Here is a 12,804-nt window from a genome sequence, read left to right as displayed (position 1 = left end):
TCACCGTTCGATCGTGCCGGTGCGGCGGATCTTCTTCTGCAGAAGGAGAATGCCGTAGAGCAGCGCTTCCGCGCTCGGCGGGCAGCCGGGCACATAAATGTCGACCGGCACGACGCGGTCGCAGCCGCGCACCACCGAATAGGAATAGTGGTAGTAGCCGCCGCCATTGGCGCAGGAGCCCATCGAGATGACGTAGCGCGGCTCCGGCATCTGGTCGTAGACCTTGCGCAGCGCCGGCGCCATCTTGTTGGTCAGCGTGCCGGCGACGATCATAATGTCGGACTGGCGCGGCGACGCGCGCGGCGCGACGCCGAAACGCTCCGAGTCATAGCGCGGCATCGAGGTGTGGATCATCTCGACCGCGCAGCAGGCGAGGCCGAAAGTCATGAACATCAGCGAGCCGCTGCGCGCCCAGGTGATCAGTGCCTCGGTCGAGGTGACGAGAAAACCCTTGTCGGCCAGCTCATTGTTGATTTCGAGGAAGAAGGGATCGTCCTCCCCCACCGGCCTGCCGGTGTTGGGGTCGATGATGCCCTTGGGCTTCGGCGCGACGAGGGTGCCTGAACTATCGTTCAATCCCATTCCAGCGCTCCTTTTTTCCATTCATAGGCAAAACCGATGGTCAACACCGCCAGGAACACCATCATCGACCAGAAGCCGAGCATGCCGAGCTTCGAGAAGGACACCGCCCACGGGAACAGGAAGGCGACCTCGAGATCGAAGATGATGAACAGGATCGACACCAGGTAGAAGCGGATGTCGAACTTCATGCGGGCGTCGTCGAACGAGTTGAACCCGCATTCATAGGCGGAAAGCTTTTCCGGGTCGGGATTGCGGTAGGCGACAAGGAACGGAGCGATGATGAGCGCCAGACCGACGATCATCGCCACGGCGATGAACAGCACGATAGGCAGGTACGAACTTAGGAGTGCGCTCATGCGGCGACTTTCCTTCGGCGGGGGCAGTTCATTTTGATTACAGCAACGAACTCTAATGCGGAAGCGTGACAGATTAACCGCTGAACCGTTTTAAGGGGCCCATGCTGCAACGCGGCGAGGGTTAGCGCAGCGGTTTCGGTGACGCAAGTCAAACGTTGTTCAAATCGCGGCTCTGGACGCCTTATCGGAAGAAACTGGTCCGATCCGCTCCTGTTTGATTTCCTTCAGTTTTTACTCCAGTTTTCTCTCCTGACATATCTCCCGCCATTTGCCTGCTAGCATGGCCGGAATCACCGGCTAAAAATCCAACGGACGATCGGGGCAAGGACACCTGATGAAGGACAAGATTTCGCTGGCCATGGCGAGGCGCGTCGCGCTCGGGGCGCAAGGGTTCAACGACCCTAGGCCCAGTGGTGTTCCGGATCGCCGCCACCTTGCGCGGGTACTTTCGCGAACCGGCCTTCTGCAGATCGATTCCGTGAGCGCGGTGGTGCGCGCGCATTACATGCCGCTCTATTCGCGCCTCGGCCCCTACCCGCTTACGCTGCTCGACAATGCCGCAGTCACCCGCAAGCGCGCCGTGTTCGAATACTGGGCGCATGAGGCGTCGTTCCTGCCCGTCGAGACCTATCCTTTGATGCGCTGGCGCATGCAGCGCGCCGAGCGGGGCGACGAGATGTATCTCGGCCTAGCGAAATGGGGTCGTGAACGCAAGGAAATGATCGACGAGATATATGGAGAAGTCGCCGATCGTGGTCCGATCGCCGCCTCCGATATCGAAGGCCACAAGGGCAATGGCGGCTGGTGGGGCTGGAGCGAGGCCAAGCACGCTTTCGAATGGCTGTTCTGGGCCGGTCGCATCACCACGGCCTACCGCCGCGGCTTCGAACGCTATTACGACCTGCCCGAGCGCGTTTTGCCGCAGGCGGTGCTCGACCTTCCCATTCCCTCGGTCGAGGACGCGCATCGCGAGTTGCTGCGCATTTCCGCCCGCGCCCATGGCATCGCCACCTATAGCGACCTGCGCGACTATTTTCGTCTCGCGCCGGGCGACACGAAGGATCGCATCGAGGAACTGGTCGAAGCCGGCGAATTGCTGCCGGTGAAGGTCGAAGGTTGGGACAAGACCGCCTATCTCCACAAGGACGCCCGTTTCCCGCGCCGGATAGAAGCGCGCGCCCTGCTCGCCCCTTTCGATCCCGTCGTCTTCGAACGCACCAGGACGGAGAAACTCTTCGATTTCCGCTACCGCATCGAGATCTACACGCCGGCCGAGAAACGCCAATATGGCTACTACGTGCTGCCCTTCCTGCTCGGCGATCGGATCGTCGCCCGCGTCGATCTGAAAGCTGACCGCCCGGCCAGCATCTTGCGCGTCCACGCCGCCTACGCCGAGGCCGGCGCCCCACCCGAAACGGCCGCCCAGCTCTTCGACGAGTTGAAGCAGATGCAGGGCTGGCTCGGCCTGGAGGCGATCGAAGTGACGCCGGCCGGCGACCTCGGGCCGGCGCTGGCCGACATCGCGGTGTCGTAGCTGCGCGTTGACAGGGAGAGTGAACAAAAATAGAACATCCCAACTGTGGTTAGGATCGGTTGCGATGGTTTTCAGGCGCTCGATATGTCTGGTCTTGGCCTACCTGACCTTAGCGTCGCCGTCATATGCGACAGGTGCTTACCGAGAGGAATGGGTAGAGGTCACGCGTCCAGTCATTTTCTGTGGCGGCCACATTGCACCCGGTATGCAGCCAAAAGAAGTGACGGCGCTTCTTCTGCGGTGGTTGGAGTTTGGAACGATCGACAAGCAGATCGCAGGCGCCTGTGGCTTATTGCCGGTAGGGCAGCGCTATATAATAGTTCATGAGCCGAAGTTCGACGCCAATCGCTTCGTCTTGATGTGGGAACCGGTTTGCCAGCACGGCTGTTCGTTAAGTATGGCGCCCGTGGCCTCACCGCCTCGCAAACTTGTGGGTCCATACCTCAAACCCATAAAGCCGCCAAAAGGCTGGTACTAAGCCAGTCGTTGACTCCAGCCCCCTGAACCCTCTAAATCCTGACCCAGACGGTCTTCTCCCGGCAAAGGGAGGAGCCAAGAGGGAATGCGGTGCGGGCCAACACCCAAATCCGCGGCTGTCCCCGCAACTGTAAGCGACGAGCCTCTGCCGAAAACCACTGGGATGTTCCCGGGAAGGCGGCATTCAGGGTGACGACCCGCGAGCCAGGAGACCTGCCGTCTGAGACTTTAAGTATCCGAATGCCCGGCGGGTTTTCCGGGCAAGGAGCATGGTTTTGGATCGCAACGGCAGTTTCCCGGCAAACAGTGCGGACATTCCGTCCGAGCCCGATGCTTTGGCTGGCGTCACCGTCATCGTCTGCTCATCCTGCCGCGACGAGACCGGGTCGGATGCGCATCCGCGCGCCGGCGCGCTGCTTGCCGAAGACACGCGTCGGGCTGCTTGCGGCGAAAAGATCGACATCCGTACCGTCGAATGCCTCGGCAACTGCAAGCGCCGGCTAAGCGCCGCGCTGCTGCGCGACGGCTGCTGGAGCTACGTCTTCGGCGATCTGAACACGACCAGCGGCGCCGATCTCGTCGCCGGCGCAAAGCTCTTCGCCACCTCGACCGATGGCCTCATCCCCTGGCGCGGCCGGCCCGATTCTCTCAAGCGCGGCCTGGTTGCCCGCATCCCTCCCCTCGACATGCTGAAGGACCGACCATGAACGCATCCGTTTCCCGCGTGCCCTGCACCGTCGTCACCGGCTTTCTCGGCGCCGGCAAGACGACGCTGATCCGCAACCTGCTCGAAAACGCCAAGGGCAAGCGGCTGGCGATCATCGTCAACGAGTTCGGCGATGTCGGCATCGATGGCGAGATCCTGAAGGGCTGCGGCGTCGACACCTGCCCGGAGGAAAACATCGTCGAGCTTGCCAATGGCTGCATCTGCTGCACCGTCGCCGACGATTTCGTGCCGGCGCTCGACCAGATCCTGTCGCTCAACCCCAAGGTCGATCACATCCTGATCGAGACCTCGGGCCTCGCTCTGCCGAAGCCCCTCGTCCAGGCGTTCCAGTGGCCGAGCGTGAAGAGCCGCGTGACGGTCGATGGCGTCATCGCCGTGGTCGACGGCCCGGCGCTCGCCGACGGCCGTGTCGCTTCCGACATGGATGCTCTCCAGGCGCAGCGTGCGGCGGACGATTCCCTCGACCATGACGATCCGGTCGAGGAGGTGTTCGAGGACCAGATCGCCTGCGCCGACCTGATCATCCTGTCGAAAAGCGACCTGATGGATGCGGCGGGCTCCGCCCGCGCCAACGCCGTCATCGGCGAGCATGTCGCGCGCGCGGTCAAGGTCGTTTCGACAGCACAGGGCAAGGTCGATTCGGCCGTGCTGCTCGGCCTTGGCCTTGCGGTGGAGGACGACATCGAGAACCGCAAGACCCATCACGACGACGAGCTCGACCACGAGCACGACGATTTCGATTCCTTCGTCATCGATATCCCCTCGATCGCCAATCCCGACGAACTGGCCAAGCGCGTCGCCCTTGCCGCCGAGCAGGAAAACGTGCTGCGCGTCAAAGGTTTCGTCGAGGTCGGCGGCAAGCCGATGCGGCTCCTGCTGCAGGCCGTCGGCCCGCGCGTCAACCACTATTACGACCGCGCATGGACGGCCGAGGACGATCGCCGCTCGAGGCTCGTCGTCATCGGCCTCAAGGGGCTGAACCGTCCGGAGATCGAGCGTATCCTCGCCGGCTGAGGCCAAAAAGCGATGCACATCCTCGCCACCACATCCGCTTCGCTCGACGATCTCGCCGAGCCGATCGACCTCAGGCAGACGCCTGCGGATGTGGTGGCGCTGTCCTTCACCGACAGCGACCTCGCCGGCCTGGCCGCCGCCTGGAAGGCGGATGCGGAGCGGCTGCCGTCGATGCGGCTTGCGGCGCTGCGCGACCTTCGCCACCCGATGTCGGTGGACCTGTGGATCGACAGCGTCGCCCGCCACGCCAGGGTCATCCTCGTCCGCATCCTCGGCGGCTATGACTGGTGGCGCTACGGCTGTGACCAGCTCGCCGCCCTGGCGCGCGAACGCGGCATCAAGCTGGCATTGCTGCCCGGCGAAAGCCATGACGAGGACCTGCGGCTGATCGAAGCCTCGACCCTGCCGCGCGCCGAATTGGACGCCCTGCTAGGTTATTTCCGCGAAGGCGGCCCGGCGAATATGAGCGCGCTGGTGCAAAGGCTGGCTAGGCTTGCCGGGTCGGATGCGGCCTTGGCCGAACCGGTCAGCGTGCCGAAGGCGGGATTTTATCAGCCGGGAATTGGTGTCGTCGAGAAGCCGAACCTTTTAAAGGTCGGCGCTCCGTCGCCCCCCTCTCTGTCCTGCCGGACATCTCCCCCTCAAGGGGGGAGATTAGCTGTCATCGACCCTGGCGCCTCTTCTGCTAACTCAACAATAGAACACTTTGCAGCATCCGCCATTGGCGAAACCATCGGCGGCAGCTCAATCTCCCCCCTTGCGGGGGCCGGCAGGACAGAGGGGGGGGCGACAGAACTCGACGCGACCAACTTCAGCGCCCCGGTTATCCCCATCCTCTTCTACCGCTCGATGCTGCTGGCCGCCGACGTGGCGCCGATCGACGTTCTCGTGGAAGCGTTGAAGCTGCAAGGGCTCACCCCGGTACCGATCTTCGTGTCCAGCCTCAAAGACGCGGCATCCCTGGCCTTCGTCGAAACCGCCCTCACCTCCCTGAACCCCGCCGCCATCGTCACCGCCACCGCCTTCGCCTCCGGCGCGGAACCCGGCGCCGAAACCCTGTTCGACCGCGCGGGCGTACCGGTGTTCCAGGTCATCGTCGCCACCACCAGGCGCGAGGTCTGGGAAAAGAACCAGCGCGGCCTGGCGCCTGCCGACCTTGCCATGCATGTCGTCCTGCCCGAGCTCGACGGCCGCATCCTGGCCGGCGCCATCTCCTTCAAGGGCGAGGTCGAGACCGATCCGGCGCTGGCCTTCCGAGCCTTCGCCAACCGGCCCGAGGCGGACCGCGTGGCGCAAGTTGCCAAGCGGATCGCGGCGTTCATCCGCCTGCAGCGGATGGAGCGGGCCGAGCGCAAGCTGGCGATCCTGATCCCGGATTATCCGAGCGCGCCAGGGCGAACCGGTTACGCCGTTGGGCTTGATGTGCCGTCGAGCGTGCTCGTCATGCTGCAGGACCTGAAGGAACAAGGCTACGCGGTTGAAGGGATTCCGCAATCGCCGCGCGCGTTGCTGGATGCGCTGGAGGTAGGTGGGCACGGCCTTACGTTGACGGATTACGTTGCCTTTTCAGCGGAACTGCCGAGGGAAGCGCGAGCTTCAGTTGAGGCGACATGGGGCAAGGCAAAGGGGATAGGTTCGCGCGAGGCACCCCCCTCTGTCCTGCCGGACATCTCCCCCGCAGGGGGGGAGATTGCCCTGTCACTACCGCTTTCGCCAATCGGCAGTGTTGTAGGTGGAGCGCCGGCGCCCGAACTGCCAATCTCCCCCCTAGAGGGGGAGATGTCCGGCAGGACAGAGGGGGGCGCGACAGAACGCCAGCCTTGGCAGCTAGCGGGTGAAACAACCTTCCCCTTCCGCGCCGCGACCTTCGGCAACGTCACCGTGGCGCTGGCCCCCGACCGCGGCCGCTCGGCCGACCGCCGCGCCCACTATCACGACCCGACGCTGCCCCCGCGCCACGAGCTGATCGCCTTCGGCCTGTGGCTGCAAAAATCGCTCGGCGTGCATGCCATCATCCATGTCGGCGCGCATGGCACGCTCGAATGGCTGCCGGGCAAGACGGTGGCCCTCTCCGGAACCTGCTTCCCGGAGATCGTCACCGGATCGCTGCCGGTCATCTATCCATTCATCGTCTCCAATCCGGGCGAGGCGGCGCAGGCCAAGCGCCGCATTTCGGCCGTCACCCTCGGCCATCTGCCGCCGCCGCTGAGCGGCGCCGGCCTAGACGAGGCGCAACAGAAACTCGAGCGGTTGGTCGACGAATACGCGCAGGCCGACGGCCTCGACCGCCGCCGCCGTGACCAACTTGCAAAGCTGATCGTCGAGACCGCGCAGAAGACTGGCCTCGCTTCTGAAGTGGGCGCGGCCAAGGCTGATCAACCCGACGAAGCGCTGCGCCGCATCGACGCCTGGCTCTGCGACCTCAAGGATTTCGCCGTCAAGGACGGGCTGCATGTCTATGGCCGCGCGCCGGAAGACGAAGCCGACCCGCTGCGCCGGCAAAGCGCGGCGGCCGAAAAATCCAACCTGCTCGCCGCGCTCGATGGCCGCCACATCAAGGCCGGCCCTGCCGGCGCCCCGGCGCGCGGTCGCTCCGATGTGCTCCCCACCGGCCGCAACCTGTTCACCTCCGATCCGCGCACCATGCCGACGCCAACCGCCTATGACCTCGGCCAGGCGGCGGCGGAGGAAGTGGTGCGCAGCTATATGCAAAGCCATGGCGACTGGCCGCGCTCGCTGGTCATCGACCTCTGGGGCTCGGCCTCGCTACGCACCGGCGGCGAGGAGATCGCGCAAGGCCTGGCGCTGATGGGCTGCCGGCCGCAATGGGATGCCGCGACGGGCCGCGTCACCGGTATCGAGGTGCTGCCGCCGGCCACGCTCGGCCGCCCGCGCGTCGACGTCACTTGGCGCATCTCCGGCCTGTTCCGCGACATGTTCCCAACCCAGATCGCGCTGATCGACGCCGCTGCCAACGCGGTCGCCAGCCGCGACGAGGACGATACCGAGAACCCGCTCGCCGCAGCGACGCGCGCTCAGGGGAAGATCAGTCCGCGCATTTTCGGCACCTCACCGGGAACTTATGGCGCCGGCGTCGAGGACTTGCTGTCGCGCGGCGAATGGGGCGCGCGCGAAGAGATCGGCCGTGCCTATCTCGACGCCACCTCGCACGCCTATGGCGGCGCCGAAGGCGAAGCGATCTCGGCGCCCGGCGCTTTCGAAGGCCGCATCGCCGAAGCCGATCTCCTCGTCCACACCGGCGACGATCCGGGCCGCGACATCCTTGAAGGCTCGGCCGACGTCGCCTTCATCGGCGGCTTTTCGGCCGCCCTTGCAGCACTTGGCAGGAATGCCGACGTCATCGTGCTCGACACGACTGATCCGAAGAAGCCGAAGCCGCGTTCGGTCGGCGAAGCGGTATCGCGCGTGGTCCGCGCCCGCGCGGTCAACCCGCGCTTCATCGCCGGCCAGATGCGCCACGGCCCGCGCGGCGCCTCCGAATTCGCCGAAACGGTCGACCGTCTGGTCGGCTTCGCCGAAACCACGCATGCCATTTCGGGCGCGCTGATCGAGGCCGTTCACGACGCCTATGTTGGCGACCCGGGGGTTCGCGCCTTCATCCTGCGCGAGAATCCGGCGGCGGCGAAGGTCATCGCCGAGCGGCTTCTCTCCGCGCGACGTCGCGGCCTGTGGCACCCGCTGCGCAATTCCATCGACGACGACCTCGCGGCCTTGATTGCCGAGGCCCAGGCAGGTGGAGTGGCGGCATGAACGCGTTTTCGCGCCGTGGCGCTTGCCCTGCTCTAAGCGCGCCGATGCAGACCGGCGACGGGCTGCTGGTGCGGCTCAACCCAGTCGCAGGAGGGCTCGCACCCAAGTCGCTCATCGAACTCGGTGAATCCGCCTTGCGCTACGGCAACGGCATCATGGAAGTGACTGCGCGCGGCAGCCTGCAGATTCGCGGGCTGACGGCCGAAAGCGCCCGGCTGCTGGCGGACGAAGTGGATGCGCTGGGCATCGCGGTGCGCAGTGGCGTTCCGGTCGCGACCGGACCGCTGGCGGGAATCGATCCAGAAGAGAACGCCGATCCGCGGCCGGTGGCGGAGCGGATCAGGGCGGCGATCGAGGAAGCCGGGTTGACGCCGCGGTTGGGGCCGAAGGTGTCGGTGGTTGTCGACGGCGGCGGACAGCTGACGATGGATGCGGTGACGGCCGATGTGCGGCTGAAGGCGATGCAGGCTGCGGCGAGCATCTGGTGGAGCGTGTCGATTGCCGGCGACGGGCGGAGTGCGAAGCCGCTCGCGGCGGTCGATGCTGATGGCGCGCGCGACATTGCAGTCGCGGCTCTTCGGATGGTCGCCGAAAAAGGTCGCGAGGCGCACACCCGGGATCTTTCGGAGAGACAGTTGGCTTCTCTCGCAGGCTGGCATTCCGTCGCGCCCCCCTCTGTCCTGCCGGACATCTCCCCCTCTAGGGGGGAGATTGGCAGTTCCCGCGCCGGCTCTCCACTTTCAGCGTTGGAGATTGGCGAAAGCCGCGGTGACAAGGCAATCTCCCCCCTTGAGGGGGAGATGTCCGGCAGGACAGAGAGGGGGGCGCAGGAACGCCAGCCCGCGAGAAGTCCCATTGGCCTATTCAATCTAGGCAACAACACCGCCCTCGGCATCGCCCTGCCCTACGGCAGCATGCCGGCGCAAAACCCCATCGATCTCGCCACCCAAGCCGCGAACCTCGGCGCCTCCGAAATCCGCCTCGCCCCAGGCCGAGCCCTGCTCTTCCTCGGTCTCTCCGCCCCCTCCACGCTCCAATCCTCCGCCGCCGCGCTCGGCTTTGTCACCGACCCCGCCGATCCGCGCACCCGCATCGCCGCCTGCCCAGGCGCGCCGGCCTGCGCGTCCGGCCGCATCGCCACCCGTGCCATCGCCGAAACGATCGCAAAAGAAAGCGCGGACCTTCTCGACGCCTCGCTGTCTCTCCACATCTCCGGCTGCGCCAAGGGCTGCGCGCATCCCGGCACCGCTGCGCTCACCCTGGTCGGCGACGAAAACGGAGCCGGACTTGTCGTGGACGGGACGGCAAAGGCCCTTCCTGCCGCGTACAGGCCGGGCTATGACGCCGCGCGCGGGGTCGCCGGCATCCTTGCCGCGATCCGCGACGGAAGACATCAGGGCGAAACCGCCGCCGCCTGCCTGAAAAGACTTGGCGCGGCCGGCATCGCCGAACTCTATCGACGGAACCAGTGAATGGCCGCCTACGACTATATCCATGACGGAACGGCGATCTACGAGCGGTCTTTCGCCATCATCCGCGCCGAGGCGGATCTGTCGCGCTTCTCGGAGGCGGAAGCCGATGTCGCGATTCGCATGATCCATGCCTGCGGCCAGGTTGAAGCCGCCAGCCATTTCGTCTTCTCGAATAATTTCGTTGCCGCCGCCCGGACCGCGCTCGCCGCCGGCGCGCCGATCTTCTGCGATGCCGAGATGGTGGCGCACGGCGTCACCCGCGCCCGTCTGCCGGCCGGCAACGAGGTGATATGCACGCTGCGCGACCCGCGCACGCACGACATCGCCAGGCAAATCGGCAACACCCGCTCGGCCGCCGCGATCGACCTCTGGGGCGAGCGCATGGCCGGCTCTGTCGTCGCCATCGGCAACGCGCCGACCGCGCTCTTCTATCTGCTTGAGAAGCTGCGCGACGGCGCGCCAAGGCCGGCCGCGATCATCGGCATGCCTGTGGGCTTCGTGGGTGCTGCCGAATCCAAGGATGCGCTGGCCGAAAATTCCTACGGCGTGCCCTACGCCATCGTGCGCGGCAGGCTCGGCGGCAGCGCCATGACCGCCGCCGCGCTCAATTCGTTGGCGAGGCCTGGCCTGTGAACGCGATCATGAAAGGCCGTCTGGTCGGCGTCGGCACCGGCCCCGGAGATCCGGAGCTTCTGACACTGAAGGCGGCGCGCGCGTTGGCAGAGGCGGACGTCGTCGCCTATTTCGCCAAGCGCGGCAACAACAGCAATGCGCGTGCCATCGTCGAGGCGCGCTTCCGGCCGGACATGATCGAGCTGCCGCTGCTCTATCCGGTGACGACGGAGATCGACAAGGATCACGACGACTATCGCGCGCAGATCGCCGATTTCTACGAGCAATCGGCCGAACAGGTGGCCGACCATCTCGGCGCAGGCAAGATGGTGGCGGTGCTGTCGGAGGGCGACCCGCTGTTCTACGGCTCCTACATGCATCTGCATGTGCGGCTTGCGCACCGCTTCCCGACGGAAGTCATCCCGGGCATCACCGCCATGTCCGGCTGTTGGTCCGCCACCGGCCTGCCGATCGTCCAGGGCGACGACGTGCTGAGTGTGCTGCCCGGCACGATGAGCGAATTCGAGCTGACCCGTCGCCTCGCCGACACCGACGCGGCCGTCATCATGAAGGTCGGCCGCAACCTGCCGAAGATCCGCCGCGCGCTGGAAGCGACCGGCAAGCTGGCCAAGGCCGTCTATGTCGAACGCGGCACCATGCCGGGCAGCGTCTCGATGCGGCTCGCCGAAAAGCCGGACGACAAGGCGCCCTATTTCGCCATCGTGCTGGTTGCCGGCTGGTCGGCCCGCCCGGGGGCCAAGGCATGAGCGGCCGCCTTGCCGTCATCGGTCTCGGACCCGGCAATGCCGACCAGGTAACGCCGCAGGCTGCCAATGCCGTCGCCGAGGCTTCCTTCTTCTATGGCTACAAGCCCTATCTCGACCGGCTGGAGCTGCGGCCGGACCAGACCCGCATCGCCTCCGACAACCGCGAGGAACTCGCCCGCTCCAACGAGGCGCTGGCCAAGGCTGCCGAGGGCCACAACGTCGCCGTCGTCTCCGGCGGCGATCCCGGCGTCTTCGCCATGGCCGCCGCCGTCTGCGAGGCGATCGAAGCCGGCCCTGAAGAATGGCGTGCCATCGACATCTCGGTTGTCCCGGGCGTGACTGCGATGCTCGCCGTCGCCGCCCGCATCGGCGCGCCGCTCGGCCATGATTTCTGCGCCATCTCGCTCTCCGACAATCTGAAGCCGTGGGAGCTGATCGAGCTGCGCTTGTTGGCGGCGGCCGGGGCCGGCTTCGTCATCGCGCTCTACAATCCCATCAGCAAGGCTCGCCCTTGGCAGCTTGGCCGCGCCTTCGAATGCCTGAAGGCGGTGCTGCCCGGCACCACGCCGGCGATCTTCGGCCGCGCCGCCGGCCGGCCCGACGAGCGTATCGAAGTCTCTCTGCTGGCGAATGCCGATGCGGCAAAAGCCGACATGGCGACCTGCATCATCATCGGCTCGCCGGAAACCCGCATCATCAAGCGCCGCGAAAAACCAGCGCTGGTCTACACCCCGCGTTCTGCAACGGGGTCGAAATGATGATCGACCTTTGCCGCCAGCGCATCGACGGTCTCAGTCGAAGGAACGATCGGCAAACGCGGTCGGCGGATCATGATCACTTCGATACCAAGCGCCCGCGCAGCAGCGATCTTGCCATAGGTCGCCTCGCCGCCGCTGTTCTTCGAAACGACGGCATCGATACTGTATTTTTCGAGCAACGCCCGTTCATCCGCTTCCGGGAATGGTCCGCGCGCCAAAAGGTAAAGCGCATCGGGCACGGCAAGCTCCGGCTCGACCGGATCGACACTGCGGATCAGATAACGGTGCCGCGGAGCGGCCTCGAACGCGCCCGCCTCCTGCCGGCCGATCGCCAGGAAAACGCGGCGCGGCGCCTCGCCAAGCGCCTTCGCCGCCTCAGTGACGCTGTCGACCAGCGTCCAGCGATCACCGGCCACGGGCTCCCATCCAGGACGCCGCAGCGCAAGGACCGGCACGCCAGCCTGCGCAGCCGCTTCTGCGGCGTTGGCCGAGATACGCGCGGCGTATGGATGCGTGGCGTCGATCAGCAGATCGACGTGTTCCTCGCGAAGATGGGCAGCCAGCCCATCTGCGCCGCCAAAGCCGCCGACACGCACCGGCACGCCTTGCGCGACCGGGCTTTCAGTGCGGCCGGCCAGCGACAGCGTGACCGAAAAATCGTCGCGACGGGCGAGCTTCCCGGCCAATTGCCGGGCTTCCGTCGTTCCGCCGAGGATCAGGATACGGTGGGTCAT

The 12,804-nt window shown here is 65.8% G+C and carries 11 protein-coding genes and 1 riboswitch; of the genes, 8 read left to right on the top strand and 3 right to left on the bottom strand.

Annotation, left to right across the window (positions count from 1 at the left end; genetic code table 11):
* Positions 1-582: a NuoB/complex I 20 kDa subunit family protein gene (locus LB523_RS03175; RefSeq protein WP_015317338.1), complete on the bottom strand. Its 582-nt coding sequence runs from the start codon at positions 580-582 to the stop codon at positions 1-3.
* Positions 573-938: an NADH-quinone oxidoreductase subunit A gene (locus LB523_RS03170; protein ID WP_042643187.1), complete on the bottom strand. Its 366-nt coding sequence runs from the start codon at positions 936-938 to the stop codon at positions 573-575. The genes LB523_RS03175 and LB523_RS03170 overlap by 10 nt, the downstream gene beginning before the upstream one ends.
* Before the next feature lie 334 nt (positions 939-1,272).
* Between LB523_RS03170 and LB523_RS03165 the strand changes: the two genes are divergently transcribed.
* The 8 genes from LB523_RS03165 (at position 1,273) to LB523_RS03130 (ending at position 12,070) form a co-directional block, all read left to right on the top strand.
* Positions 1,273-2,472: a winged helix-turn-helix domain-containing protein gene (locus LB523_RS03165; protein WP_224600894.1), complete on the top strand. Its 1,200-nt coding sequence runs from the start codon at positions 1,273-1,275 to the stop codon at positions 2,470-2,472.
* Between the two features lie 509 nt (positions 2,473-2,981).
* Positions 2,982-3,185, top strand: a riboswitch (cobalamin riboswitch).
* A 39-nt stretch (positions 3,186-3,224) separates the two neighbouring features.
* The gene (locus tag LB523_RS03160) at positions 3,225-3,656 is read left to right on the top strand and encodes a DUF1636 family protein (protein WP_224522892.1); all 432 of its coding nucleotides are present in this window, start codon (positions 3,225-3,227) and stop codon (positions 3,654-3,656) included.
* Positions 3,653-4,690: a cobalamin biosynthesis protein CobW gene (cobW, locus tag LB523_RS03155; RefSeq protein ID WP_224600893.1), complete on the top strand. Its 1,038-nt coding sequence runs from the start codon at positions 3,653-3,655 to the stop codon at positions 4,688-4,690. Before LB523_RS03160 ends, cobW begins: the two co-directional genes overlap by 4 nt.
* 12 nt (positions 4,691-4,702) lie before the next feature.
* Positions 4,703-8,461 carry a cobaltochelatase subunit CobN gene (locus LB523_RS03150; RefSeq protein ID WP_224600892.1) on the top strand — a complete coding sequence of 1,253 codons (3,759 nt, stop codon included), beginning with the start codon at positions 4,703-4,705 and terminating at the stop codon, positions 8,459-8,461.
* A complete protein-coding gene (gene cobG / locus LB523_RS03145) occupies positions 8,458-9,933 on the top strand; it encodes a precorrin-3B synthase (RefSeq protein ID WP_224600891.1) in 1,476 nt (491 codons plus the stop codon). Before LB523_RS03150 ends, cobG begins: the two co-directional genes overlap by 4 nt.
* A complete protein-coding gene (locus LB523_RS03140) occupies positions 9,934-10,566 on the top strand; it encodes a precorrin-8X methylmutase (protein WP_224600890.1) in 633 nt (210 codons plus the stop codon).
* 8 nt (positions 10,567-10,574) lie between these two features.
* Positions 10,575-11,312 carry a precorrin-2 C(20)-methyltransferase gene (locus tag LB523_RS03135; RefSeq protein WP_263492970.1) on the top strand — a complete coding sequence of 246 codons (738 nt, stop codon included), beginning with the start codon at positions 10,575-10,577 and terminating at the stop codon, positions 11,310-11,312.
* Complete coding sequence (locus LB523_RS03130) at positions 11,309-12,070, top strand: precorrin-3B C(17)-methyltransferase (RefSeq protein WP_224600887.1); 762 nt, start codon at positions 11,309-11,311, stop codon at positions 12,068-12,070. Before LB523_RS03135 ends, LB523_RS03130 begins: the two co-directional genes overlap by 4 nt.
* On the opposite strand, the gene LB523_RS03125 is transcribed toward LB523_RS03130, so the two are convergent.
* Positions 12,037-12,804 (bottom strand): cobalt-precorrin-6A reductase, encoded by a 768-nt coding sequence (locus LB523_RS03125; protein WP_224600885.1) that lies wholly within the window; start codon positions 12,802-12,804, stop codon positions 12,037-12,039. The genes LB523_RS03130 and LB523_RS03125 overlap by 34 nt on opposite strands.

This window comes from Mesorhizobium sp. ESP-6-4, from assembly GCF_020164735.1.
Taxonomy (GTDB): Bacteria; Pseudomonadota; Alphaproteobacteria; order Rhizobiales; family Rhizobiaceae; genus Mesorhizobium.
This window is presented reverse-complemented; position numbering and strand designations above follow the sequence as displayed.